Genomic DNA, 24510 nt, shown 5'->3' on the forward strand with positions numbered 1-24510 from the left:
CGCCTGGGTGGGGGTGCGCGCCGGGTGTGCTTCCGCGCGCTGGGGCGTATGGCTCTGCGGGGACGCGGCCGTGGGCGAGTAGCCGCCGGACGGCGTGATCACCACCGTCTTGCAGCCGGCCGTCACGGCCACCACCAGCAGCCCCGCGGCCACCGCCTGTCCCTTGCGCACCGCTCGTCCTCTCCGCATCCGTGTCATCACGTCACCCCCGGGGTGTCACCGGCCCCTTCCCTTGTTTCCCAGGGCCACGGCGACCCGAACCTGGGGCCACCCTGTGGTGCGGGGGCACGGATGTGCGGTACGGCGCACTCCTACGGCGCGTGCGGCGCGCGGTGCGATGGGGGCGGGGCGGGTCTTGCGCCACCCGCCGCGCATCTTCGGGGCGCACTCGGGAGACACTGAGGAAATGTCACCGCGTCGCCCCTGCCCCGTATGCAGTCGAGAGATCGCCGTCGTCGGCGGACGGTTCGCCCGGCACGACCCGCCGGGGCGACGGACCGTGCTGGAGCTCGTGTCGTGCCCCGGCTCCCGCCGTATCGCCCCGATGATGGCTCCCGCCGAGCGGCTGTTCGATCCGGAGGAGCCGCCGTTCCCGGGGCAGCAGCCGTTGTTCTGACGGGTCGGGGCGGTACGGCTACGGCTGCTGGGACGCGCGTCGTTCGGCCACGGAGGTGGTGAACGCCGTCCAGTCCCGGCCGGCCAGGGGCGCCAGCATCGCGCGCCAGCCCTCGGCCGCCTGAGGGCCCGCTTCCTCCAGGGCCGCCGCGAACAGCGTCCGCTGACGTTCGTGCAGCTTGCGTTCGAGTTCCGCGCCGCGGTCGGTGAGGTGGAGTTCCTTGCGGCGCCGGTCCTGCGCCCCGGGCGTCATCCGCACCATCCGCTCCTCGGTGAGCTTGCGCAGCGGCCCGTTGATGGCCTGCTTGGTGAGCTGGAGCGTGTGGCACAGCTCGCCGACGCTCATGCCGGGGGAGTACGCGAGGAAGGTCAGGATGCGGTGGTGGGCCCGGCCCATGCCGTGTTCGGTGAGGGCTTCGTCGGCCGCTCCGGTGAACGCGCGGTAGGCGAAGTAGAAGAGGGTGAAGTCGCGGTCGAAGGCGTCCGGACGATTTGGGTCAAGCATGTTGACATTTTATCCCGGAGTTCCATAGGGTCGCGACTTGGGTCAACGACCTTGACCTAAAAGGTTCACGTGTGAAGAAAGGCCGGTCACGTCATGTCGGACACCCCCCACGTCACCGTTGCCGCGTACCTCCTCCGCCGCCTGCGCGAGCTCGGCGTCGCGCACCTCTTCGGCGTGCCCGGCGACTACAACCTCGGCTTCCTCGACCAGGTCGCCGACTCGCCGGACCATGTCTGGGTGGGCACCTGCAACGAGCTGGACGCCGCCTACACCGCCGACGGCTACGCCCGGCTGCGCGGCGCCGCCGCCCTCGTCACCACCTTCGGCGTCGGCGAACTGTCGGCCGTCAACGGCGTCGCCGGCGCATACGCCGAATCGGTGCCGGTCGTCGCCGTCACCGGCATGCCCGCCACCACGGTCGCCACGGCGGGCCGCCCGGTGCACCACACCCTGATGGACGGCGACTACGGTCACTTCGGCCGGATGTTCGCCGAAGTCACCGTGGCGCGCGCCGACCTGACCGCGGACAACGCGCCCGCGGAGATCGACCGCGTACTGCGCGCCATGGTGCGGCAGAGCAGGCCGGTCCATCTGAATCTGCCGACGGATGTGGTCCTGGCCCGGGTTCCGGCTCCGGGTGAGCCGCTGCTCGCGCCCGAGGGGCCGGTTGATGCCGGGGTGCTGCGGGACTTTCTCGCGAGCTGTGCGCGCATGCTGGACGGGGCGCGCAGTGTCACCGTATTGGCCGGTCACGAGGCCGAGCGTTACGGGCTGCGCGGACCGCTGCGCGACCTGCTCGCCGCGGCGCCGGTCCGGTCCGCCGTGTTCTCCAGCGGGAAGGGCGTGCTGGACGAGACCGCCGCCGGGTTCGCCGGTACGTACACCGGCGAGATCAGCGACAAGCGGGCCCGGTCGGCCGTCGAGGACGCGGACTGCCTGATCCTGGTCGGCGCCCCGGTCTCGGACAGTGTGACCGGCGGCTTCAGCCACCACTTCGCGCCGGAGCGCACCATCGAACTGCGGCCGTTCCGGGCGGCGGCGGGCCGCGCGGTGTACGAGGGCATAGGTATGGCCGAGGCGGTCGGCGGGCTGGGTGAAGTGCTGCGGGGCGTACGGCTGCCGGTGCCGGACGGGTACGGGGAGGGCGTCGCGTACCCGGCTGTTGCTGGTGCTGATGAGCTGACGCAGCGTCACCTTTGGTCTTCGGTTGGGTCTTTCCTGCCGGAGAGCAGTGTGCTTGTTGCCGAGCAGGGCACCGCTTTCTACGGCGCCCAGGAAGTGCCGCTGCCCGCGGACGGCCGCTTCGTCGGGCAGCCCCTGTGGGGCTCGATCGGCTACACCCTGCCCGCCACCCTCGGTACCGCACTGGCCGCGCCCGAGCGGCGCTCGGTGCTGGTGATCGGGGACGGGTCCCTCCAGCTGACCGCGCAGGAGCTGGGCACCATGACCCGGTACGGCGCGGCCCCGGTGATCGTGGTCGTCAACAACGACGGCTACACGGTCGAGCGGGCCATCCACGGCGCCACCGCCTCGTACAACGACATCGCCGCCTGGGACTACACGGCCCTGCCCGCCGCCTTCGGCGCGGGGCCCGGCACGGTCGCGGTGCGGGTGACGACGCCCGCCGAGCTGGCCGACGCGCTCGCGCTCGCCGCCCGTACGCCGGACGAACTGGTGCTGATCGAAGCGGTACTGCCGCGTGAGGACGCGCCGGAACTGCTCACGGCTCTGGCGGAGCGGTTCGCGGAGCAGAATGCGTACGGGGCCTGACGGCGCGGCCCCCGGGCCACCGGCGGCCTTGGGGGAGACCGGTGGTCCGGGGGCCGCTGTCGGCCTGCGGTGCCCGGGTCAGCAGTTCACGCGCAGGACCTCGGCGTAGTTCGGCCAGGTCCCCTTGAGCTCGTAGCAGTGGTTCTGGTTGGTGTCGTCGATGGTCACCGTCTTCGGCGGGCCGCCCGTGTAACCGGCGAAGGACACCTTGACGGTGGCCCCGGTCGCCTCCGCCGGGAAGTTCGCCTTCCAGGTGGCTCCCTTGGCCTTGGCGTTGTGGCAGTAGTTCTTCTTGGCTATGCCGTCCGGGCCCTGCCATTCGTAGCAGGTGTCGACGAAATACAGGGCGTCGCTCTTGAAGCTGATGTAGTTGTCCGTGCTCGCGGCGGCAGACGGAGCCGTCAGGATTCCGCCGCCCAAGGCGAGGGCGAGCGCGACCGCGGCGTATCTGCCCGTGCGCCGCACCCGGTGAGTTCCGGCTTTCATCTCCTCGTTCCTCTCGGCTCGGCCTAGCAGTTCTTCGGGGTGAGCTTCGGTCCCCACGTGTAACCGGAGAACTCGTAACAGTGGTCGCGCTTCAGGTCGTCGATCTGGGGTGTGATGTTGCCGCCGCCGACCTGTGCCAGCACGTTAACGTTGAGCTCCACGCCGGTCGCGTCTTCCGGTATTTCCACGCGCCAGGTGTCGTTGATCTTCTTTCCGGAATCACAGCTGTCGGAAGTCTTCGATCCTGTCCACTTGTAACAGGTGTTGACCACGAACCAGCCCTTGTTCTCGAACGAGATGTAGTGGCCCGATCCGGCGAAGGCCGGCGGTGCCGTTACCACCGCGCCGGTCAGTCCGATACCGATCGCGGTGGCGGCGCAGGCTGCCGCTCTCCTGATGCTCGACATGGTTGCGTCCTTTTGTCGGTCCCGCTGGTGGCTGTTAACCGCACTTCACGATGTCCGGCTTGACGCGCCCGGCACTGTCCTTGAGGAGCGCCTCGGTACGTACTCCGGATATCTTCGCGCCGCCGAACTTCCCGCCCTGGATGGTGATGTCGGAAGTGGTGCGCTCCATGTCGTGACCGAGCTGGAGCGTCCCCCGGTAACCCGGCTTCACGGTTATCTTGGTGGTTTCGGTCTTCGTATCGGTATTGGTCTCGGTGTACTCACCCTTGATTCCGATACCGACCCCCTTGGCCAGCGGGATGTCGACGCTGGCCCCGAGGTTCCAGCTCCAGGCGAACGCGTGCATGCCGCCGACCGTGTGGTCCACGTCCTTCGCGCCGTCGTCCGTCTTGCAGTTCTCGACCACCTTGGGGTTGCCGCCGCCCTCCCCCGCCTCGAACCACTTCGTCACCTTCTCCGGGGTGCCGACCGTGGTCGCCTTGCACGAGACCGACTGGCCGTTGCACTGGTCGAGGGCTTCCTTGACGCGCGCCGGGTCGGTGTCCTTGATCCCGTTCTTGTATTCGACCGAGAGCTGTCCCTCGTTCACCCAGTTGTCCTTCGCGCCGTCCACCGCCTTGTATTCGGGCGGAGTGGCGGAAGCCATCGGGGCGGCGAGGGCGAATGCCGCGGTGAGTGCACCGGCTACGACGCCCACACGTGTGATGTTCATGGATCCGATGTCTCCCTCGTGTCTCAGCAGCCGGTCTCGACCAGCTTCTCCGAACCGAGCAGCCCCCGGATCTCGAAGCAGTGATTCTTGCTGGTGTCCGTCACCGCGGCGCTGTCCCGGTCCTTGTCCCATTTCGAGAGCTTCACATTGACCACGGCCGAGGTGGCGCCCGCCGGGAAGTACGCGGTCCGGGACTGATCCACGGCATATCCTTCGTGGCAGTAGTCCTTGTCGCTGGGGACGCCCTGCCACTGGTAACAGGTGGTGGCGACGATCCCCGCCTTGTTGGTGACCTTGATGTAATTGTCGGTCCCCGCGTGCGCGGCCGGGGCGAGTGCCAGGGCGGAAGCACAGAGGGTGGCGCCGGCCGCCAGGCCGAATGCGGTCCTTCGGGCAGTTCTCAAGGTTCCGGCCTTTCTCTGAACTGTGCTGCGGCGCGGAGGAAGGCATCGGTTTCCGTATCGGATTCCGGTGCCGCGCCGTGTCCCCACAGTTAGCCCCGGCCGGACGGGCGTTGGGAAGCGGAAAGGCCTAATACTTCGGTACGGAACGGGAACTCGGCGGTCGACCACGAATTCCCGTCCGGGGCCCCCACGGTTTCGTCTCGTGGTCGGGCGCGACTACGGTGCCAGTACGTCCAGTTCGGCCATGGCGCCGACCGTGATCTCGCGGGTCAGCTCCTCGGCGCGGTCCGCGTCGCCGACCCGTACCGCCTCGGCGACCTGGACGTGCAGGGTCACCGCGGCCGGGTCGGGGTCGGTGAACATCACGTGATGGTGGGTGCGGCCGGTGAGGACCGCGGCCACCACATCGCCCAGACGGGCGAACATCTCGTTGCCGGAGGCGTTCAGGATGACGCGGTGGAAGGCCGTGTCGTGCACCAGGTACGCGTCGAGCTGCTGGCCGCGCGAGGTGGCGACCATGCCCATGGCGTGCTCGGTCAGCTCGGCGCACTGCTGTGGTGTGGCGTGCCGGGCCGCCAGGCCCGCCGCGACCGGTTCGACGGCGGAGCGCAGCACGGTCAGCGAGCGCAGTTGCCGGGGCCGGTCGGGCCCGGCCAGGCGCCAGCCGATGACGCGCGGGTCGTAGACGTTCCACTCCTCGGCCGGGCGTACGGTCACGCCGACCCGGCGCCGGGAGGCGACCAGGTGCATGGACTCCAGGACCCGTATCGCCTCGCGGATGACCGTGCGGGAGACCTCGAAGCGCTCCTCCAGCTCGTCGGTGCGCAAGATCGTGCCCGGCGGGTACTCGCCCGCGGTGATGGCGGGTCCCAGGGTCTCCAGTACCCGCGCGTGCAGTCCCTGTCCCGCCCCCTGGTTCTCCATGGGTTCAGCCTACGTTCCCGGGGTGGCCCGCCTTTAAGTATGACTTTTACATCACAGGGGCTTGAATACGTCGTATCCCATGGGTTTCAGTGGGACGTCAGACCGAGGTCAAAGAGGACAGCGAGGTACACGGGATGAGCACCCCCCACGTCATCGTCGTGATGGGCGTGGCCGGCACCGGCAAGACGACGATCGGGCCGCTGGTGGCCGCCGACCTTGATGTTCCCTACGCCGAGGGCGACGACTTCCATCCCCCGGCCAACATCGCCAAGATGTCGGCCGGTACCCCGCTCGACGACGCCGACCGGTGGCCGTGGCTGGATGCCATCGGCGCCTGGGCGCACGGACGTGCAGGTCAGGGCGGTGTCGTCAGCAGCTCGGCGCTCAAGCGCGCCTACCGTGACCGGCTGCGGGCCGCGGCGCCCGGCGTCGTCTTCCTGCACCTGACCGGCGACCGGTCGCTGATCGAGTCCCGGATGGCCGAGCGCAAGGGCCACTTCATGCCCACCGCGCTGCTGGACTCCCAGTTCGCCACCCTGGAGCCGCTCGGCGCCGACGAGGCGGGCGTCGCCGTGGACGTCTCCGGTACCCCGCGGGAGATCGCCGACCGCGCCGTCGCCGCGCTGCGCCGCTACGACACGGGCCGGCCCACCCCCGCCTGACCTTCTGCCGCGGGCCCCGGCCCGTACCCCCGCGCGTCACCGCGCAGGGGCCACCACCACAACCAGTAACAGCACCCCTTAGGGAACAGCCGTGACACATCTCAGCGTCGAGATGCTGGCAGCGGATGCGACCGAGCCGATCACCTCGGCCGGTCACGCGCAGCTCGGCATCGCCGTCCTCGCGGGCATCGCCGTCATCGTCCTGCTCATCACCAAGTTCAAGCTGCACGCCTTCCTGTCCCTGATCATCGGCTCGCTGGTGCTCGGCGCGGTGGCGGGCGCGCCGCTGGACAAGGCCATCGCCAGCTTCTCGTCGGGCCTGGGCAGTACGGTCGCGGGCACCGGCATCCTGATCGCGCTGGGCGCGATCCTCGGCAAGCTGCTCGCCGACTCCGGGGGCGCCGACCAGATCGTCGACACGATCCTGGCGAAGGCGAGCGGGCGCGTGATGCCGTGGGCGATGGTGCTGATCGCGGGCATCGTCGGTCTGCCGATCTTCTTCGAGGTCGGCATCGTGCTGCTGATCCCCGTGGTGCTGCTGGTCGCCAAGCGCGGCAACTTCTCCCTGATGCGCATCGGCATCCCGGCGCTGGCCGGCCTGTCCGTGATGCACGGCCTGATCCCGCCGCACCCCGGCCCGCTGGCCGCCATCGACGCGCTGCACGCCAACCTGGGCGTCACCCTGGCGCTCGGCGTGGTCGTCGCGATTCCGACGGCGATCGTCGCCGGTCCGCTGTTCTCCCGCTACGCCGCCCGCTGGGTCGACATCCAGCCGCCGGAGAAGATGGTCCCCGAGCGTGCCAGCGGCGAGCTGGACAAGCGCCCCGGCTTCGGCATCACCGTCGCCACCGTGCTGCTGCCCGTCGTGATGATGCTGGCCAAGGCCCTGGTGGACGTCGTCGTGGACGACAAGGGCACCACGATCCAGCGCGTCTTCGACGTGGTGGGCTCGCCGCTGATCGCGCTGCTCACCGCCGTCATCGTCGGTATGTTCACGCTGGGCCGGTCGGCCGGTTTCACCAAGGGCCGGATCGCCTCCACCGTCGAGAAGTCCCTCGCGCCGATCGCCGGTGTGCTGCTGATCGTCGGCGCGGGCGGCGGCTTCAAGCAGACCCTGGTAGACGCGGGCGTCGGGCAGATGATCCTGGAGCTGTCCAAGGACTGGAACATCTCCACCCTGTTGCTGGCCTGGCTGATCGCGGTCGCGATCCGGCTCGCGACCGGCTCCGCGACGGTCGCCACCATCTCCGCCGCGGGCCTGGTGGCGCCGCTGGCCGCCGAGATGTCCACCACCCACGCCGCTCTGCTCGTCCTCGCCGTCGGCTGCGGTTCGCTGTTCTTCAGCCACGTCAACGACGCGGGCTTTTGGATGGTGAAGGAGTACTTCGGCATGAACGTCGGCCAGACGATCAAGACCTGGTCGCTGATGGAGACGCTGATCTCGGTGGTCGGGATCGTGTGCGTACTGCTGTTGTCCCTGGTGCTGTAGCGCCGTACAGGTCCCGGTGGGCGCCCGGCGTGTGTCCGAACGACCGGCGGAAGGCATCGATGAAGGCGCTGGCCGAGGCCCAGCCGCAGCGGTGCGCGATCGCGGTCACGGACAGCGCCGGGTCGTCCCGTGTCAGCAGCACCAGCGCGTGGTGCAGCCGCAGCTGCGTACGCCACTGCGGGAAGGTCATGCCCAGCTCGGCGCGGAAGAGGCGGGCCAGCGTCCGTTCGCTCGCCCCGGCGGCGGCGCCGAGCCCGGCGAGCGGGCGCGGGTCGGCGGGGTCGGCGCGCAGCATCGCGCACACCGCCGCCAGGCGCGGGTCGCGGGGCGTGGGCAGGTGCAGGGCCTGGAGCGGGGCGTGGCGCAGCTGGTCGAGGAGTACGGCCAGCAGGCGCCGCGCCTCCGCCGTACGGCGGCTGCCCGGACCGCTGTACGCGATGATCAGCTCGCGCAGCAGCGGGCCGACGGCCAGGACGGCGGGCCGGTCCAGCCCCAGCGGGTTGGTGTCCACGGGCACGCCGACGGTGTGCAGATCGGTGTCCCCGTGCGCCCGGTGCTCGTGCACCGTCCCGGCCGGTATCCAGATCGCACGGGTGGCCGGCGCGACCCAGCTCCCGGCGTCCGTGGTCACGGTGAGCACGCCGCGCCCCGCGTAGACGATCTGGTGGACGTCGTGGTGGTGGGCCGTCACCTGCGTACCCTGCGGCAGGAAGCGGGTGATGGTCGTGACGTGCGGCGGGTGATGGCGGAAAACCGGCATGACGTGGCAGCTTATGAGAAGCCCGCCACCGGGCGCGCTCGCCATGATCGGTACATGACGACGAACCACGTGTCCGCGCCCCGGCGGCCGGTCGCGACGATGTCCGTCGGCCACGCGGCAGTGGACTTCTACCAGGGCGCGGTCCCGGCCCTGGTGCCCTTCCTGGTGGCCGAGCGCCACTACGGCTACGCCGCCGCCTCCGGCATCGTGCTGGCCGCCACCCTCCTCTCCTCCCTCGTCCAGCCCCTGTTCGGCTCGCTCACCGACCGCTGGACGATGCCCTGGCTGATCCCGGTGAGCACGCTGTGCGCCGGTCTCGGCATCGCCCTGTCCGGACTCGGCGACTCCTACGGCCTGACCTGCGCCGCGGTCGCCCTCTCGGGCATCGGCGTCGCCGCCTACCACCCGGAGGCCGCACGGCTGGCCCGCGTCGCGAGCGGTGGCAGCCATGTCGCCATGGGCTGGTTCTCCCTCGGCGGCAACATCGGCTTCGCCCTCGCCCCGGTCGCCGTCGGCCCGCTGCTCTCCGCGGGCTCGCTGAACGCGTCGCCGTGGCTGGTGGTGCCCGCGGCGGCCGGCGTCCTGCTGACCGCTCACGTGATCCGCGCGCTGGCGCCGCGGGCGGCCGTCGCCAAGGCCGCGGCGCGCAAGGCGGGCCGCGACAACTGGCCGGAGTTCCTGCGGCTGACCGCCGTCATCGTCTGCCGGTCCATAGTCTTCGTCGGCCTGAGCGCCTTCATCGCCGTCTACGCCGAGCAGCGGGTGGGCGGTGGCTCCACCGCGGGTTCGGCGGCCCTGTTCGTACTGTTCGCGGGCGGCGCGGTGGGCACCGTGCTCGGCGGCCGGCTGGCGTCCCGGTGGGGCCGGGTCCGTACGGTACGGATCGCCTACGCGGCCTGCGTCCCGGCCGTCGCCGGACTGGTCCTCGTGCCAGGACCCGCGCTGTACGTCTTCGCCGCCCTCGCCTCCACGGCCCTGTACGTACCGTTCTCCCTGCACATCACGCTCGGCCAGGACCTGCTGCCGAACCGCATGGGTACGGCGAGCGGCGTCACCCTGGGCCTGGCGGTCAGCGTCGGCGGTGTCGCGAGCCCCGCGATCGGCGCCCTCGCCGACACCACCGGCCTGCGGACCGCCCTGCTGCCGCTGATCGCGCTGTGCGCGGTGGCCTGGCTCATCGCGCGGACGCTGACCGAACCGGGGGAGGGCGGCTCAGACGGCGGGCGGCCCGGTCTCCCCCGCGAAGACGATCACCTGGTCGATGAGGCTGCGCCGCAGGTGGACGACGTCCGTCCCGGCCAGACGGGGGCCGCCACCCGGCGTGGTGAAGACCCACCGGTACCGGGCCCACTCGCCCGGCATGTCCACCGCTGAGCAGCGCACCATCGTGCCGGCCCCCGCCGGGTGGCGCCGGAGGTCCAGCACGAACCGCTCGACCGCCTCGATCCCCTCGCTGCGGCCCAGCGGCCCGTGGAAGACCACGTCCGAGGTCAGGGCCTGGGCGAGCAGCGCGGTCACCCGGCTGTCGTCCGAGGCGTTGAAGGCGGAGAGGAACGTGTCGATCGCCGATTGCGCGGTCTCTTCCTGCATGCACCAGTAATACCAGCCGCCGGCCGGGACGGGCTCGTCCCGGTCACCGGCCGGACGGCGTGGTCAAGAGCTCGCCGTACCGGGCGAGTTCGTCGGGCAGGCCGGAGGCGTCGTCGGCGGCGTACGCCACGTAGCCGTCCGGACGGATCAGGAACAGGCCCTCGCCGTACGCGTGCCGGGCGTGACCCCCGGCGTCGACCAGGTCGGGGGCCGTCCCGCCGACGCGGCACGTACGGATCATCTTGCCGTCCAACGCCGGGAGTTCGACGTCGCCGACGCCCAGCAGGGTGAAGTGCGGGCCCTGGAAGACTTGGAAGAGGCGGCGCGGGGTGCCGTCCGGGGTGGCGCAGGGTGCGTCCGGCGCCCGGTTGCCGGCGCGGAGCGCTCCGTCGGCGAGGCCGGTGCGCCGTTCGGAGGCGAGCGGTCCGTCCGCGTACCCGACGTCTATCTGGTGCAGGTCCTTGCCGCGCCGCATGTCCCCCGAGCGGTGCAGCCGGGTGCTGAGGTCGAGGATGCCCGCGGCGACCGGCAGCCGCTCGGCCTCGTAGGTGTCGAGCAGCGACTCGGGCGCGCCGTGCCGCAGGACCTGGCCCAGCTTCCAGCCGAGGTTGTAGGCGTCCTGGACGCTGGTGTTCAGGCCCTGGCCGCCCGCGGGGGAGTGCACGTGCGCCGCGTCGCCCGCGAGGAAGACCCGGCCCACGCGGAACCGGTCGGCCCGCGCGGCGTTCGGGCGGAAGGTGGAGGACCACAGCACCTCGCCCACCTGGTCCAGGGTGAGGTGGGTGCGCTCCGCGACGAGCTTGCGCACGGCGTCGGGTGCGGTGTCCGGCTCGGCGGCAGGGTCCGCGAAGCCCGCGATGAGCGAGAAGTAGTCGCGCAGCGGCACCGGGAGCAGCGCGACGAAGTCGGTGGCGTTGAAGGACTCCCACATGTGCCAGTGCTGCTGGTCCAGCCCGTCCAGCCGGATGTCGGCGAGGAGCATCGGGTTCGGGGCGACGCTCTCCCCGGTCATGGTGACGCCGAGCGCCTTGCGCACCGTGCTGCGCCCGCCGTCCGCCGCGACCAGGTAGGCGGCGCGCACCGTACGGGCGCTGCCGTCGGTGCGGAGGACCCGGGCCTCGACGCCGTCCGCGTCCTGGGTGAACGACTCCAGCGCGGCCCCGAACGCCACCGTGCCGCCCAGCTCGGCCAGGCGCGCGTACTGAATCTCCAGATTCCGCCACTGCGGGACCATCATCATGGTGCCGTACGGGGTGGACGGTGTCGGTTCGACGGACTCCACGAACACGTACGCGTCGACCATGCGGCCGTCTTTCCGGGACCCGACCTTCGGGTACCGGGCGCTGCTCGCCCGGATCGCGTCGAGCACCCCGAAGTCCTCGTACACCTCCTGCGTACGGGGCTGGATGCCGCTGCCGCGGGTGCCGGGCGACAGCCGGTCCTGGCGCTCCAGCACGAGGGCGCGCACGCCGCGCCGGGAGAGGTCGAGGGCGAGGGCCAGGCCGGTGGGGCCGGCGCCGGAGATCAGTACGTCGACGTGCTCGGGCAGGGTGCCGGCGGGAGCCGCGGCTGTGTCCTTAACGTTGTTAAGTTCCATGCTTCCGAGGGTGCGCTTAACGGTGTTAAATTGTCAACGTGGCTACGAGACTCGACCGAAAACTGGTGGTGGAGACCGCCCTGGGCCTGCTGAACGACGTCGGCCTCGAAGGGCTCACCCTGCGCCGTATCGCCAAGGAGCTGAACGTCCAGGCGCCCGCCCTCTACTGGCACTTCAAGAACAAGCAGGAACTGCTCGACGAGATGGCCACCGAGCTGTACGAGCGGATGACCGCGCCCTTGGTCGCGGCGGGCCCGGGCTACGGGGGCGGCGACTGGAAGGCGCTGCTCACCACGGCGTGCCGGGTCATGCGGCGCACGCTGCTCACCTACCGCGACGGCGGCAAGGTCTTCGGCGGCACCCGGATGAACCACTCCGCGTCGATGCGGCCGGTGGAGATCTTCATGGGCGCGCTGACAACCGCCGGATTCCGGCCACACCGGGCCGCGCGCGCCTGGTTCACCGTCTACACGTACACGATCGGCTACGTGGTCGAGGAGCAGTCCGTCTTCCCGGTGCCCGGGGAGCCGTGGCGCGATCCCACCTACGACCTGGACGACCGGCAGCGGCGCTACGGCGCCGACTTCCCGCTCACGGTGGTGGCCGGCGAGGAGTTCTTCGGGGACACCGCCCGCGGGTTCGAGGACGGTCTGCGGGCCGTCATCGCGGGGATCGAGGCCACGCTGCTGCACGGCGAGTAGCCGGGTGCCCGGGGCGAGCCGTCCCCGGGCACCCGCACTCAGCGCCGCGGGCGCGGATCGATCGCCCGCTTCAGTACGGGCGTGAGCGGGCGCTCCACCCAGCGGTGCAGCACCCAGGCCAGCGCCAGCATCAGCGCCACCGTCAGGACGAGCGTCACGTACGACGGCAGCCGCAGGCCACCGTGCAGGCCCTGCACGACCACCCACCCCAGGTGCTCGTGCACGAGGTAGAACGGGTACGTCAGCGCCCCGGCCACGGTCAGCCAGCGCCAGTTCGCCCACTGCATCCGGCCCAGCGCGATGGCCAGTACCAGGGCGAAGCCCAGCGTGACGACCGCGATGATGACCACCGCAGAGCGGTTGGAGAAGGCGTTCGCGGACGGCGGGTGCCACAGCCCGGCCACCGCGAAGTGCTGGCCGATGAGCCAGCTGACGCCCACCACCGCCCACGCCACCGGGTCCCGCCCGCCGTACCGGTGCAGCAGGTAGCAGCCGATGCCGCCGATGAAGAACGGCGCGTACTGCGGCATCAGGACGATGTCCAGCGCCGGTACGTGCGCGGCCTGCGCCACCGCCGCCGCCAGCGTCCAGCCCGCGCAGAACAGCACCACCCGGCGGCGGGTGGCGCCCGGCAGGATGACGCACAGCGCGAACAGCGCGTAGAACCGCATCTCGGCCCACAGCGTCCAGCACACGCCCAGCACCCGCTTGGCGCCCAGCGGCTGCTGGAGCATCGTCAGGTTGGTCAGCACATCGCTCGGCCCCAGCGCCTCGAACGCCACCCACGGCAGCGCGAACACTGCCGTGACCAGCAGGACCGCCACCCAGTACGCCGGATACAGCCGCGAGACGCGGGACGCGATGAAGGCGCGCAGCGACCGCCCCCAGCCGCTCATGCAGATGACGAAGCCGCTGATGACGAAGAAGATCTGCACGCCGAGGCAGCCGTACGCGAACACGCCGTGCAGGGACGGGAACTGGCGCGCGGGCGAGCTGCCCCACGCCTGGGCTATCTCGCCGTTCCGGCCGCCGAGGTGGTACGCGGCGACCATCAGGGCGGCGATCAGACGCAGCCCGTCCAGGGCACGCAGGCGCGGCGCGCCGCGGGACTTCCTCCCGGGCGGAGCAGCCGCTCCGTTCCGGGCAGCGGCCATGGGGCGGGTGGCCAGGACCGGCACGGACGGTCCTGGCATCGCCGCGGGCGGCGGCGCCTCCGCCGGAAGCTGCGCGGTCATCCGAACGCGGCCCGCTTCTTCAGGCGCCGCTGCATCGCCCGCGCGCGCCGCGCGACCCTGCGGACGGCCGCGTTGCGCGGGATGAACGACAGCTGGGCGGGGATCGCGCCGGGCAGCGCGAGCGCGGTCAGCCGGCGGCGCTTGAAGTAGCGCCAGGTGCGCTCGTTCAGGTGGGCGGCGAGATAGCGCTCGGCGACCGGGCGCAGCTCCGGGTAGATCTGGTTCTGCATGGCGTAACCCACCGCGCCGACCAGCCCGTTGAGATGCGTCGGCGTCGGCTTGGCGCCCGGCTCGTCCGCCAGGTCGGGCACCAGTGCGTCGACCAGGGTGACCGGCACACGATTGCTGTTCTGGTACGGGGTCAGGCGCTCCAGCAGCAGGTCCGTACCCACGCGGGCGGTCGGCAGGTCGTAGAACGCGGATGCCGTCAGCAGCGCGGTCGAGAAGCAGCCGACCACGAGCGCGGGCCGCTTGCGCTGGTAGAGCACTTCGGCGAGGACCGGCGTGTCCAGCACGGTCAGCTCGGCGCCGAGTTTTTCCGCCTCCCGCTCCAGCGCGCGGGACCAGCGGGCCGGCGCGGACGGGTGCGGCTTGAACACCACCTGGCGGTGCCCGCGCCGTACCGCGCCGCGCAGCATGCGGGCGTGCAGCTCCTCCTCTTCCTCGGGGGTGAGGATGTTCAGCGCGGACAGGTACTGCCCGAGGAGCAGCGCCGCGCCTTCCGGTACGGCGTGCAGCGCCGGGGCGTCGAAGTCCGCGGCCAGATCGGCGAGCACCGCGCGGAACGCGTCGGTCGGCACGGTCTCCGCGCCCACCCCGAACTCCGTGAGCAGCAGCGGCTTCAGACCCGGCACGAGGTCCAGATGCAGCAGGCGGCGGACCCGGGTGCCGACCAGCGGGTCCAGCTTGCTGCGGGTCGGCCCGTAGCTCATCAGGCCGTCCGCGTACACGTCGACCGGCGCGCCCGGGAAGAGCTGGGCCAGCGCGAGCGCCGGGCTGACCTGGATGGACTCCACGATCAGCTCGATCTCGTCCGCGCCCAGGTCCCACAGCAGCCGCAGATGCCGCTCCCACAGCGGCACATCGTCCTGGCGCGGGGACCAGCCGCCGGGGTGGAACGGGCTGATCGTCTCGTTCCACGACAGCACCCGGTCGAAGCGGCCGCGCAGCCGCTCGAAGCCGGGCATCCGGTCCACCGGCGTCGCGGTCTCCGGGGTCGCGGCGTTGTTGCTGACCAGCAGCAGCCGGCGGCCGGCCGGGGCGAAGGCGTCCGTGTCGAGCGCGGCGGCCAGCGTGGCGGCGCCGTACAGGGTGGACGCCAGGAAGATCTGCGTACGCGGCCGCGCCGGTGCGTCGGTACGGGGGGCCATCAGGCGGCCACCTCCGCCGGGACCGGACGGCGGCGCAGCCGTCGCAGACGGGAGGCGCGCTGCGTGTCCATCGAATCCAGTGCTTCCTTCAGTACGTCCTGCGGCATTCTTTTCAGCGCCGCCGCGCTCAGGGCGCGCAATTTACGGGCCACCGGCGGCTCGAATCGTTCGATCGAGCCGAGATGGTGGGAAATGATGGCGCAATAGGTACGTACGGCTTTCGGCAGCAATCGCTGTGCGTCCCGGTCCTGCGCCGTTTCCTCGATCACCTGATCAAATGCCCGGATGAAATCGAGCTGCCGTACGTCACCGATCTGCGTGAGCGAGGACGCCACTCCGCGCCGGTAGAAGACGCCGAGCAGTCCGGTCACCGCCATCGACCGCGCCTCGCGGTGCAGCCGCCAGATCCACGGCCGGTCCTCCGCCGTACGCAGGCCGTGCCGGAAATGCAGCAGGCCGTCGTCCAGCAGCCGGCGGTGGTAGATGCCGGCCCAGGCGAAGGCGTAGTCGACGGAGGTGGAGCGGTCGGCGGGCAGTATCAGCTCGCGCGGGTCCAGCGCGACGTTGCGGCGGCCGTACGGGACGCGGTGCACCGAACGGGTCCGCGCGGTGCACTGCACATGGTCCGTGCGCACGAAGTCGCAGTCCAACTCCTCGATGACGGCCAGGAGTTGTTCGTAGTAGCCGGGGGCCAGCCAGTCGTCACCGTCCAGGAAGGTCACATACTCGCCGGCGGCCGCGTCCAGGCCGGTGTTGCGGGCGGTGGCCAGACCGCCGTTCTGCTCGTGCCGCAGCACCCGCGCGCCCGGCAGCTCGCCCTCGGCGCGCGCCAGGATCCGCGGTGTCTCGTCCCGCGAGCAGTCGTCCACGAGCAGGAATTCGAAGTCCTCACGGGCGTTCGCCGCCAGGCTTCGCAGGGTGTCGGGCGCATATGTCTGCACGTTGTAGAACGGCACGACGACGGAGAGCTTAACCACCCGGGTGACGTTAGGCGCGGTCCCGGCATTCGTCTTGACGGGACGCGAACCCGCGAGTGAACGAAGAATGGCGGGATGGTTAACCTGGCAATTCGGCCTGCTGGTTCGCCGTCCTGCGATGCGCTGTTAACCCGTTGTTGCGGCACAGTTGGCCCGCCGAACGGAACGCCTTCCTAGCGTTTTCGTCGTGCCCACTCGTACCACTTCCCAGCCGCGTGTCGCGGTGCTCGCGGATTCGGATACCCGCTGGAAATGGGGCGCTTTGACAGCGTACCGCATTCAATCGGACATTCGTCTGGACGGATATCTGCTCCGCGGCCGTGCCACCCCCACGGTCCGCCAGCTCGACGAGGTCGGCGCCCGTGCGGAGACGCTGCGCGAGATCCGCGGCGCGGACTTCCTGGAGCTGATGAAGGACACCGCGCGGTACGACGTGGTCGTCCTCGCCTGCGTCGGCGGCGCCGTCCAGGCGATGCTGCACGGCCTGGCCCGCGCCTGGCGCGGCGCCGCCCGGCGGCCCGTCGTCGTCACCGGCTACGTCGGCGTCGTCTACGAGAAGCTGGCCGACGGCCTGCTGCTGCGGCACGGCGCGGACGTGGTCCTCGCCAACTCCCGGCACGACGCGGACCGGTTCCGCGCGGTGTACGAGGGCGTCGGCGCCGACGGCGGCAGCGTCGTCGAATGCGCCCTGCCCTTCCTGGGCGGCGCCCCGTACGAGCCCGTCCTCGGCGACCGCCCCTACACGGTCGTCTTCGCCGCCCAGCCCTCCGTACCGGACCGCCGCGAGGACCGTATGCACCTGCTGCGCCGCGCGGCCGAGCACGCCCGGCGGCACCCCGACCGCGAGGTCCTGGTCAAGCTGCGCAGCAAGCCCGGCGAACACACCACGCACATCGAGGAACTCCCGTACCAGAAGCTGGCCGCCCGCCTCCCCGGCGGCCTGCCCCCCAACTGCCGCCTGGCGTACGGGAACATGGGCGAGGTCCTGGACCGCACCGACCTCCTGGTCACCGTCAGCTCGACCGCCGCCCTGGAATCCCTGCACCGCGGCATCCCCACCGCCGTCCTCACCGACCTCGGCATCCGCGAAGCCCTCGGCAACCACCACTTCCTCGGCTCCGGCTGCCTCGCCTCCTGGGACGAACTGGACGCCGGCCACCGCCCCGAACCCGACCCGGACTGGCTCGCCCGCCAGGGCGTGGCTCCCGGCGCCCAATACGCCACCGCCTTCGACGCCGCACGCGCCCGCGTCACCGCCCTGCGCGCCACCGATCTGCCGCCTCTCACCCCGTACTACACACCCCGCACCGCCCCCGGATACCTCCCCGGCATCCTCGCCCGCTACGGCCTGGACCCCGACGGCGCGCCGCTGCCCGGCCAGGCCGCCGAGACCGCCGAACCCGGCGGCCTGCGCCGGCTGGCCCGCGACACCGTGCGCGACGCCGCCCGCGGCGCCTACCGCCACGGCGTCCAGCGCGTCGCCCCCGCCATCCGCCGCTGGGGACAGCTGTGAGCAGCCCATCCGCCCGCCCCCGGAGCCCGCACGGCCCCCGGAAGGAGCCCGCCATGACCCCACCGAGCCGCCCGGCCGCGCCCACCGTCGTCGCCGTCATCCCCGCGCGCGGCGGCTCCAAGGGCGTACCCGCCAAGAACCTCGCCGCGGTCGGCGGCGTCCCGCTGATCGCCCGCGCGGTCCGCGAATGCCGCGCGGCCCGGCTGGTCACCGACGTCGTGGTCTCCACCGACGACACGGGCATCGCCGCCGCGGCCCGCGGCGCGGGCGCCGTCGTGGTCCGCCGCCCCGGCGCCATCGCGGGCGACACGGCCACCAGCGAAGCCGCCGTCCTGCACGCCATGGACACGTACGAGGCCGAACACGGCAAGCCCGTCGACGCGGTCCTCCTCGTCCAGTGCACCAGCCCCTTCCTCGTCCGCGAGGACATCGACGGGGTGGCCGCCGCGGTTGTGGAAGCCGGTGCGGACAGCGCGCTGACGGTGGCGCCGTTCCACGGCTTCGTATGGCGCGAGGGGGCGGACGCCGCCGTCGAGGACCCCGCTCCCGGCGGCACTGGCGTCAACCACGACAAGTCCTTCCGCCCGCGCCGCCAGGACCGCCCCCAGGACTTCCTGGAGACCGGCGCCGCCTACGCCATGGACGCGGCCGGCTTCCGCGCCGCGGGCCACCGCTTCTTCGGCCGTACGGAACTGGTCCGCACCGACCCGTCCCGCGTGCTGGAGATCGACGACCCGCACGACCTCGCGCGCGCCCGCGCCCTCGCGCCCCTTCTCGACACCACGCACCCCGGCGCGCTACCGACCCGCGACGACATCGACGCGGTCGTCCTCGACTTCGACGGCACCCAGACCGACGACCGGGTGCTCGTCGACTCCGACGGACGGGAGATGGTCGCCGTGCACCGCGGCGACGGCCTCGGCATCGCCGCCCTGCGCAAGGCGGAGCTGAAGCTGCTCATCCTGTCCACGGAAGTGAACCCGGTCGTCGCCGCACGGGCCAGGAAGCTGCGCCTGCCCGTACTCCACGGCATCGACCGCAAGGACCTCGCGCTCAAGCAGTGGTGCGAGGAACAGGGCATCGCGCCCGAGCGCGTGCTCTATGTCGGCAACGACGTCAACGACCTCCCGTGCTTCGGCCTCGTCGGCTGGCCCGTGGCGGTCGCGAGCGCCCACGACGCCGTACGCGGCGCCGCGCGCGCCGTCACCTCCACCCCCGGAGGCGGCGGCGCGATCCGCGAGATCGCCTCGTGGCTCCTCGGCCCCACCCTCTAACGAAGAAGGAACTCCCCAAGATGACCAGCACCTCCCGCCTGCGCACCCTCGGCGACCGGCTCGTCGGCCCCGGCCGCCCCGTCTACGTCACCGGTGAGATCGGCATCAACCACAACGGCGACCTGGAGAACGCCTTCGCGCTGATCGACGCCGCCGCGGACGCCGGCTGCGACGCCGTGAAGTTCCAGAAGCGCACCCCGGAGATCTGCACCCCGCGCGACCAGTGGGACATCGAGCGCGACACCCCCTGGGGCCGGATGACCTACATCGACTACCGCCACCGCGTGGAGTTCGACGAGGACGGCTACCGCGCCATCGACGAGTACGCCGAGAAGCGCGGCATCGCCTGGTTCGCCTCCCCCTGGGACGTGGAGTCCGTCGCCTTCCTGGAGAAGTTCGACGTCCCCTGCTACAAGGTCGCCTCCGCCTCCCTCACCGACGACGAGCTGCTGCGCGCCATGCGCGCCACCGGCCGCACCGTCATCCTCTCCACCGGCATGTCCACCCCCAAGCAGATCCGGCACGCCGTCGAGGTCCTGGGCAGCGACAACATCGTCCTGTGCCACGCCACTTCGACCTACCCCGCGAAGGCCGAAGAGCTGAACCTCCGCATGATCCACACCCTTCAGGCCGAGTACCCCAACGTCCCGATCGGCTACAGCGGCCACGAGACCGGCCTGCAGACCACCCTCGCCGCCGTCGCCCTCGGCGCCGCCTTCGTCGAGCGCCACATCACCCTCGACCGCGCCATGTGGGGCTCCGACCAGGCCGCCTCTGTGGAGCCGCAGGGCCTGACCCGCCTGGTCCGCGACATCCGCACCATCGAGGAGTCCCTCGGCGACGGCGTCAAGAAGGTCTACGAGAGCGAGCTGGGCCCGATGAAGAAGCTGCGCCGGGTGGCGGGCGTGGTCGCCGAGGCCGAGGCCGCCGACCGCGAGCCCGTCTCGGCCTGACTGGCGGCCCGGACGCCACCGTACAACCGCATCTGCCTGCCACCGCACGACTGCTCCTGACGCCATACGGACGGGACGGACACACCGTGAGCTACCCAGACGGGGCCTGTGGCCCGCCCCAGGAGGCGGCGGGTACTCCCGTCCGCCGCCTCCTGGGGGTACCCCGGCAGCGCCGCAGATCCGCCGCGAGCCGGGTGCCCGGTGGCGCGGCGGGGGAGCGGGGGGCAGCCGGCCGGGCCACCGGACGGGCCGCCAGGCGGGAAGCGCGGCAGGCCGCGAAGCAGGCCACGGCACAGGCGGCCGGAGCCGCCAAGGCGCAGGCCGCGGGTACCCTCGCCTTCGTCGAAAGCCCCGTACAGCTGCTCAACGTCCTGGAATGGGCGCACGGCGAACAGGCCGCGGCCCTCACCGTCGTCGTCCTCGCCCCGCACGACCCGATGACCCGCGGCCAGCTGCGCCGGATGGCCGAACTCGCCCGCGAGGAGGGCTTCTCCGTACGGTGGGAGGAGGCGCGCGACGGGGCCGCCGCGCCGCTGCGCACCATCGGCGGCCTCACCCGCCGCCTGCGGCGCGCCGGCCGCGTCGTCATCGGCGACCCCTTCTCCCGCTACGTCCAGCTCCTGCTGACACTCACCCGGGCCCGCGACCTGATCGTGGTGGACGACGGCACCGCCACCATGGAATTCATCACCCAACTGGCCAACGGCGAACGCCTGGTGCGCTGGCACCGGCACGGCGGCGGGCGCGGGCCGCGCGACCTGGCCTTCGCGCCGTTCGCGGCCGCCGCCCGCCGCCGGCTCGGCCCCGCCCCCGAAGGCGGCCGACGCACCGTCGGCCTCTTCACCTCCATGCCCGTCGAGCCGCCACCCGGCATCCGCGTCCTGTCGAACGAATTCGCCTGGACCAGACGGCGGTTCGGCCCGCCACGGCTCACCCGCGGCACGGACATCGTCGGCACCTCACTGGTCGAGACCGGCGTCGTCGACCCCGACCGCTACCTGGAAGCCGTCCACGCGCTCGCCCGCACCCACGGCGCCACCCGCTACTTCGCCCACCGGCGCGAATCCGCCGGAAAACTCCACCGGCTCGCCGCCGAAACCGGCCTGGAGATCGTACGGCCCGACCTGCCGCTGGAACTCATCGCCCGCCGCGGCCCCATCGGCCGCCAGGTCCTCAGCTTCCCGTCCACCGTCGTCCACACGCTGCCGCTCGCACTGGCCGGAACCGGGGTCGGCGTCGCGGTGTGCGACATCGACCCGGCCTGGCTGACCGGCAAGGCGTCGCCGCGGGCCGAGGGCTTCCTGTCCGGGGTGACGGGAACGGCGCGGGGCGTACGCCGCCTTCCCGCGGAGCCGTGTGACGATGTACGGGACGGCGCCCACCGCACCGGCCTGGCGGCGCACGGCGCGGCCGACCGGCCGCAACCGTCCGGTGCCCCTGCTTCCGGAAAGAAGCGGAACCAGTCCTGATACCCCGGTGATGACCTGCCCATGCGCCGGGCGGCCTAGATATTCTTCCCCTAACGGGCTGAACTTTTGTTGATCGAGGGACAGTTGCCCCAGCCGCCCCCGTACCCTTCAACGGGTGAACCACTTGATGTCCCGCGAGGCCGAAACCGATGACGCCCCAGCCGGGGAACCGCTGCCCGGCGCGCTGCCGGACGAGCTGTGCGCCGAACTCATCGACTTTCGCCGTGACTTGCACATGCACCCCGAGCTCGGCAACCAGGAGTTCCGCACCACCGCGGCCCTCAAGGCCCGGCTGGAGCGGGCCGGCCTGAGCCCACGCGTCCTGTCCATCGGCACCGGCCTGATCTGTGACATCACGCCCGGCCTCGCCCCCTGGGACGGCGGCCGGCCGCTCCTCGCGCTGCGGGCCGACATCGACGCGCTGCCGATCCCCGACGTGAAGACCGTGCCCTACCGCTCCACGGTCCCCAACCGGGCCCACGCGTGCGGCCACGACGTGCACACCGCCGTCGTCCTCGGCGCGGGCCTGGTCCTCGCCGAACTCGCCCGGGAAGGACGGCTGCCGTGCCCCGTACGGCTCCTCTTCCAGCCCGCCGAGGAAGTACTCCCCGGCGGCGCCACCGACGCGATCGGCGCCGGGGCGCTGGACGGTGTGGGCCGCATCCTCGCCGTGCACTGCGACCCGCGGGTGGACGCGGGACGCATCGGCCTGCGCACCGGCGCGATCACCTCCGCCTGCGACCGCCTGGAAGTCGCCCTCGACGGCCCCGGCGGCCACACGGCCCGCCCCCACCTGACCACCGACCTGGTCACCGCCGCCGCCCGCGTCGCCGTCGACGTCCCCGCCCTGCTCTCCCGCCGGGTCGACACCCGCGCCGGACTCGCCGTGACCTGGGGCCGCCTCGACGTCGGCCACGCGTGCAACGTCATTCCCCAGCACGCGGAGCTGGCCGGAACGGTTCGGTGCCTGGACCTCGACGCATGGCGCGACGCGCCGGACCTGGTCCACGCGGCGATCGACGAGATCGCGGCCCTGCACGGCGCGAAGTGCCAGATCAACTATGTCCGGGGCGTGCCACCGGTGGTCAACGAACCGGTCTCCACCCAACTCCTCCACGACGCGATGGCCGCGCGGCGCGGGGCCCACGCGGTCGAGGGCACCGAGCAGTCCCTCGGCGGCGAGGACTTCTCCTGGTACCTGGAGCGGATCCCCGGAGCGATGGCCCGCCTGGGCGTACGCCCACCGGGGAGCACCGTCCGCTACGACCTCCACCGGGGTGACTTCGACGCGGACGAGGGGGCGGTGCGGGCCGGGGTGGAGCTGTTCACGGCGGCGGCGATGTTGGCGTAGTCGGTTTGGGGTGCGGTTCTGCCCGGTGGGTTTGCGGTTGCCCCGGTGGGGGTGCGGGCTTGCGCCTTGGGTTCGGTGGGTGGGGGCTCGGGGCCCCGCAGGGGTCTCTCCTCGTTGCCTGGAGCGGCCGCAGTGTATGGACGCAACCGGGGCTTCGGTCGCCTGCGGGGAGACCCCTACGTGTCCCCGAGCCCGCGCCGTACGCGGCTCTCTCTCCGCCGTGGCGGGAGTCTTTACAGACCCCTGGCGGCGCCTTCCGCACGACGCGGAGCCGCCCCCGGCCCGCGCATGCGCATACGCGAGCCTCACCACATGGTGGGCGCCCATCAGGGTGATCGTTCTTTTTCTTCCCCCCACCGGCCCGCACTCGCCAATCCGACCGGAGGGGGTGTGCAGGGGGACACTCCCCGCAGGCGACCGAAGCCCCGGTTGCGTCCAGACATAACGGCCGCTCCAAGGCGCCGAGGAGATGGCCCCCTGCGAAGCGCGGACCACACCCATCCACCCGCCGCGACAGCGGCATGTAGAACGAATAGATAACAGCCACACAGCGAAGGGTTTTGCGCCAGGTCTACGCGCGTTAATCTCCCGTAAAGCCAGCGCCACCCCGGGCGCTACCGCGCCCCCCGTGGGCGCACCGCGCCAGCGTAGGCGCTTCGAGCGAAGGGAAAGGCCCCTTGCGTCGGGTCACCAGGTTTGCCGCCGCGGCCAGCGCTTCCGCGCTTCTCGCGCTCACCGCCACCGCTTGCGGTCAGAGTTTTGCCGAGGCGAATCGCGCCAGTCATGCCGGTGTCGGGCTCGCTTTCGACATCGGTGGGCGGGACGACCACTCCTTCAACGAGGCGGCCGCCCGCGGCACCGAGAATGCCCGCAAGAAGCTGGGCGTCAACGTCAAGATGCTCACGGCGAAGAACGGTGAGACGGAGGCGGACCGTGAGCAGCGGCTGTCGTCGTTCGCGGAGGCCGGGTACAACCCGGTCATAGGTGTCGGGTTCGCCTACAGCCGGTCCATCGAGAACGTCGCCAAGGACTTCCCGGAGACGACTTTCGGGGTGGTCGACGCCGTGCCGCAGGGCAAGAACGTGGACGCGATGGTCTTCGCGGAGCACGAGGGCTCGTATCTGGCGGGTGTCGCCGCCGCGCTCAAGAGCAAGAACCACAAGGTCGGCTTCATCGGCGGTGTGAACAACGCGCTGATCCAGAAGTTCCAGGCCGGGTTCGAGCAGGGTGTACGGGACACCGACCCGAAGACCAAGGTCACCTCGCAGTACCTGTACCCGAACAACGACAAGGGGTTCAACGACCCTGCCGCCGCCAAGGCCAAGGCGGGCGGCATGCTGGACAGCGGTATCGACGTGATCTATTCCGCTGCGGGCCAGTCGGGCGCGGGCGCCATCGAGGCGATCAGCAAGCGCAAGGGTGCCTGGGCGATCGGTGTGGACTCCGACCAGTATCTGCAGCCGGGTCTGGCGAAGTACAAGGACTGCATTTTGACGTCGGTGGTCAAGAACGTCGACGTGGCGGTGTTCGACCTGATCAAGAGTGTCGAGGACGGCAAGCCGCTGACGGGCGTGCACGCGTACGACATGAAGAAGAAGGGCGTCACGCTCGCCACCTCGGGCGGCTTCATCAAGGACATCCAGCCGCAGATCGACGCCGCCCGCCAGAAGATCGTCGAGGGCAAGGTGAAGGTCAAGGAGACGCCGTAGCAGGGCGCTGCCCGGACCGGACCGCACCGCGGACCGG

The 24510-nt window shown here is 71.5% G+C and carries 23 protein-coding genes and 1 pseudogene; 12 read left to right on the top strand and 12 right to left on the bottom strand.

The window, feature by feature from the left end; all coding sequences use genetic code 11:
* Window positions 1–406 precede the first annotated feature (406 nt).
* Window positions 407–616, top strand: a complete 210-nt coding sequence (locus tag ADK86_RS41735; RefSeq protein WP_078575139.1) for a hypothetical protein — start codon at window positions 407–409, stop codon at window positions 614–616.
* 18 nt (window positions 617–634) lie between these two features.
* On the opposite strand, the gene ADK86_RS34240 is transcribed toward ADK86_RS41735, so the two are convergent.
* Complete coding sequence (locus ADK86_RS34240) at window positions 635–1120, bottom strand: MarR family winged helix-turn-helix transcriptional regulator (RefSeq protein ID WP_053700116.1); 486 nt, start codon at window positions 1118–1120, stop codon at window positions 635–637.
* Between the two features lie 93 nt (window positions 1121–1213).
* On the opposite strand from ADK86_RS34240, the gene ADK86_RS34245 reads away from it, so the two are divergent.
* Complete coding sequence (locus tag ADK86_RS34245) at window positions 1214–2890, top strand: alpha-keto acid decarboxylase family protein (RefSeq protein ID WP_053700117.1); 1677 nt, start codon at window positions 1214–1216, stop codon at window positions 2888–2890.
* A 78-nt stretch (window positions 2891–2968) separates the two neighbouring features.
* Here the strand turns inward: ADK86_RS34245 and ADK86_RS34250 are convergent, their stop codons facing one another.
* From ADK86_RS34250 to ADK86_RS34270, 5 genes are all read right to left on the bottom strand, one after another.
* Window positions 2969–3376, bottom strand: a complete 408-nt coding sequence (locus ADK86_RS34250) for a hypothetical protein (RefSeq protein WP_159394025.1) — start codon at window positions 3374–3376, stop codon at window positions 2969–2971.
* Window positions 3377–3399: 23 nt separating this feature from the next.
* The gene (locus ADK86_RS34255) at window positions 3400–3783 is read right to left on the bottom strand and encodes a hypothetical protein (protein WP_053700119.1); all 384 of its coding nucleotides are present in this window, start codon (window positions 3781–3783) and stop codon (window positions 3400–3402) included.
* Between the two features lie 34 nt (window positions 3784–3817).
* A complete protein-coding gene (locus ADK86_RS34260; RefSeq protein WP_053700120.1) occupies window positions 3818–4495 on the bottom strand; it encodes a hypothetical protein in 678 nt (225 codons plus the stop codon).
* A gap of 23 nt (window positions 4496–4518) precedes the next feature.
* Window positions 4519–4899: a hypothetical protein gene (locus tag ADK86_RS34265; protein ID WP_053700121.1), complete on the bottom strand. Its 381-nt coding sequence runs from the start codon at window positions 4897–4899 to the stop codon at window positions 4519–4521.
* A gap of 216 nt (window positions 4900–5115) precedes the next feature.
* Window positions 5116–5823 carry a FadR/GntR family transcriptional regulator gene (locus ADK86_RS34270; protein WP_053700122.1) on the bottom strand — a complete coding sequence of 236 codons (708 nt, stop codon included), beginning with the start codon at window positions 5821–5823 and terminating at the stop codon, window positions 5116–5118.
* Between the two features lie 134 nt (window positions 5824–5957).
* On the opposite strand from ADK86_RS34270, the gene ADK86_RS34275 reads away from it, so the two are divergent.
* Window positions 5958–6485: a gluconokinase gene (locus ADK86_RS34275; protein WP_003985086.1), complete on the top strand. Its 528-nt coding sequence runs from the start codon at window positions 5958–5960 to the stop codon at window positions 6483–6485.
* A 91-nt stretch (window positions 6486–6576) separates the two neighbouring features.
* Window positions 6577–7974 carry a gluconate:H+ symporter gene (locus ADK86_RS34280; RefSeq protein WP_003985087.1) on the top strand — a complete coding sequence of 466 codons (1398 nt, stop codon included), beginning with the start codon at window positions 6577–6579 and terminating at the stop codon, window positions 7972–7974.
* Here ADK86_RS34280 and ADK86_RS34285 read toward each other — a convergent pair.
* Complete coding sequence (locus ADK86_RS34285) at window positions 7895–8734, bottom strand: AraC family transcriptional regulator (RefSeq protein ID WP_053700123.1); 840 nt, start codon at window positions 8732–8734, stop codon at window positions 7895–7897. The genes ADK86_RS34280 and ADK86_RS34285 overlap by 80 nt on opposite strands.
* A 54-nt stretch (window positions 8735–8788) precedes the next feature.
* Here ADK86_RS34285 and ADK86_RS34290 point away from each other — a divergent pair.
* A pseudogene (locus tag ADK86_RS34290) lies at window positions 8789–9937 on the top strand (MFS transporter); the annotation flags it as partial.
* A 9-nt stretch (window positions 9938–9946) separates the two neighbouring features.
* Here the strand turns inward: ADK86_RS34290 and ADK86_RS41740 are convergent.
* Both ADK86_RS41740 and ADK86_RS34300 read right to left on the bottom strand, forming a co-directional pair.
* A complete protein-coding gene (locus ADK86_RS41740; protein ID WP_078952446.1) occupies window positions 9947–10324 on the bottom strand; it encodes a nuclear transport factor 2 family protein in 378 nt (125 codons plus the stop codon).
* Window positions 10325–10367: 43 nt separating this feature from the next.
* Entirely contained in the window at window positions 10368–11921 is a 1554-nt protein-coding gene (locus tag ADK86_RS34300) for an FAD-dependent monooxygenase (protein WP_199834527.1), read from the bottom strand.
* A 38-nt stretch (window positions 11922–11959) separates the two neighbouring features.
* Between ADK86_RS34300 and ADK86_RS34305 the strand changes: the two genes are divergently transcribed.
* On the top strand, window positions 11960–12622 hold the full coding sequence (locus tag ADK86_RS34305; protein WP_053700126.1) for a TetR/AcrR family transcriptional regulator C-terminal domain-containing protein: 663 nt from the start codon (window positions 11960–11962) through the stop codon (window positions 12620–12622).
* A 38-nt stretch (window positions 12623–12660) separates the two neighbouring features.
* On the opposite strand, the gene ADK86_RS34310 is transcribed toward ADK86_RS34305, so the two are convergent.
* From ADK86_RS34310 to ADK86_RS34320, 3 genes are read right to left on the bottom strand one after another with little or no spacing between them, the layout of a single operon-like run.
* Entirely contained in the window at window positions 12661–13857 is a 1197-nt protein-coding gene (locus ADK86_RS34310) for an acyltransferase family protein (RefSeq protein WP_078952447.1), read from the bottom strand.
* Complete coding sequence (locus ADK86_RS34315) at window positions 13854–15227, bottom strand: polysialyltransferase family glycosyltransferase (protein ID WP_053700127.1); 1374 nt, start codon at window positions 15225–15227, stop codon at window positions 13854–13856. Before ADK86_RS34315 ends, ADK86_RS34310 begins: the two co-directional genes overlap by 4 nt.
* Window positions 15227–16204, bottom strand: coding sequence for a glycosyltransferase family 2 protein (locus tag ADK86_RS34320; RefSeq protein WP_053700128.1), 978 nt, complete (start codon window positions 16202–16204; stop codon window positions 15227–15229). The genes ADK86_RS34315 and ADK86_RS34320 overlap by 1 nt, the downstream gene beginning before the upstream one ends.
* 223 nt (window positions 16205–16427) lie before the next feature.
* Here ADK86_RS34320 and ADK86_RS34325 point away from each other — a divergent pair, with 223 nt between their 5' ends.
* The 6 genes from ADK86_RS34325 (at window position 16428) to ADK86_RS34350 (ending at window position 24473) form a co-directional block, all read left to right on the top strand.
* Entirely contained in the window at window positions 16428–17717 is a 1290-nt protein-coding gene (locus ADK86_RS34325) for a DUF6716 putative glycosyltransferase (protein ID WP_107088637.1), read from the top strand.
* Between the two features lie 53 nt (window positions 17718–17770).
* Window positions 17771–18991 carry an acylneuraminate cytidylyltransferase gene (locus ADK86_RS34330; protein WP_053700130.1) on the top strand — a complete coding sequence of 407 codons (1221 nt, stop codon included), beginning with the start codon at window positions 17771–17773 and terminating at the stop codon, window positions 18989–18991.
* 20 nt (window positions 18992–19011) lie between these two features.
* Window positions 19012–19944, top strand: coding sequence for an N-acetylneuraminate synthase family protein (locus ADK86_RS34335; RefSeq protein ID WP_053700131.1), 933 nt, complete (start codon window positions 19012–19014; stop codon window positions 19942–19944).
* A gap of 194 nt (window positions 19945–20138) precedes the next feature.
* Entirely contained in the window at window positions 20139–21413 is a 1275-nt protein-coding gene (locus ADK86_RS34340) for a hypothetical protein (protein ID WP_420718899.1), read from the top strand.
* Between the two features lie 127 nt (window positions 21414–21540).
* Window positions 21541–22764 carry an amidohydrolase gene (locus ADK86_RS34345; RefSeq protein ID WP_053700132.1) on the top strand — a complete coding sequence of 408 codons (1224 nt, stop codon included), beginning with the start codon at window positions 21541–21543 and terminating at the stop codon, window positions 22762–22764.
* Window positions 22765–23441: 677 nt separating this feature from the next.
* On the top strand, window positions 23442–24473 hold the full coding sequence (locus ADK86_RS34350; RefSeq protein WP_030376293.1) for a BMP family lipoprotein: 1032 nt from the start codon (window positions 23442–23444) through the stop codon (window positions 24471–24473).
* The last annotated feature ends 37 nt before the right edge of the window (window positions 24474–24510 follow it).

Source organism: Streptomyces sp. NRRL F-5755 (assembly GCF_001279365.1).
Taxonomy (GTDB): domain Bacteria; phylum Actinomycetota; class Actinomycetes; order Streptomycetales; family Streptomycetaceae; genus Streptomyces; species Streptomyces rimosus.

Coding starts and splice junctions, on each gene's coding strand:
- ADK86_RS34275 (WP_003985086.1), top strand. CDS start 5,958: ATGAGCACCCCCCACGTCATCGTCGTGATGGGCGTGGCCGGCACCGGC.
- ADK86_RS34240 (WP_053700116.1), bottom strand. CDS start 1,120: ATGCTTGACCCAAATCGTCCGGACGCCTTCGACCGCGACTTCACCCTC.
- ADK86_RS34285 (WP_053700123.1), bottom strand. CDS start 8,734: ATGCCGGTTTTCCGCCATCACCCGCCGCACGTCACGACCATCACCCGC.
- ADK86_RS34345 (WP_053700132.1), top strand. CDS start 21,541: ATGTCCCGCGAGGCCGAAACCGATGACGCCCCAGCCGGGGAACCGCTG.
- ADK86_RS34335 (WP_053700131.1), top strand. CDS start 19,012: ATGACCAGCACCTCCCGCCTGCGCACCCTCGGCGACCGGCTCGTCGGC.
- ADK86_RS34315 (WP_053700127.1), bottom strand. CDS start 15,227: ATGGCCCCCCGTACCGACGCACCGGCGCGGCCGCGTACGCAGATCTTC.
- ADK86_RS34330 (WP_053700130.1), top strand. CDS start 17,771: ATGACCCCACCGAGCCGCCCGGCCGCGCCCACCGTCGTCGCCGTCATC.
- ADK86_RS34270 (WP_053700122.1), bottom strand. CDS start 5,823: ATGGAGAACCAGGGGGCGGGACAGGGACTGCACGCGCGGGTACTGGAG.
- ADK86_RS34250 (WP_159394025.1), bottom strand. CDS start 3,376: ATGAAAGCCGGAACTCACCGGGTGCGGCGCACGGGCAGATACGCCGCG.
- ADK86_RS34255 (WP_053700119.1), bottom strand. CDS start 3,783: ATGTCGAGCATCAGGAGAGCGGCAGCCTGCGCCGCCACCGCGATCGGT.
- ADK86_RS41735 (WP_078575139.1), top strand. CDS start 407: ATGTCACCGCGTCGCCCCTGCCCCGTATGCAGTCGAGAGATCGCCGTC.
- ADK86_RS34300 (WP_199834527.1), bottom strand. CDS start 11,921: ATGGAACTTAACAACGTTAAGGACACAGCCGCGGCTCCCGCCGGCACC.
- ADK86_RS34260 (WP_053700120.1), bottom strand. CDS start 4,495: ATGAACATCACACGTGTGGGCGTCGTAGCCGGTGCACTCACCGCGGCA.
- ADK86_RS34310 (WP_078952447.1), bottom strand. CDS start 13,857: ATGACCGCGCAGCTTCCGGCGGAGGCGCCGCCGCCCGCGGCGATGCCA.
- ADK86_RS41740 (WP_078952446.1), bottom strand. CDS start 10,324: ATGCAGGAAGAGACCGCGCAATCGGCGATCGACACGTTCCTCTCCGCC.
- ADK86_RS34245 (WP_053700117.1), top strand. CDS start 1,214: ATGTCGGACACCCCCCACGTCACCGTTGCCGCGTACCTCCTCCGCCGC.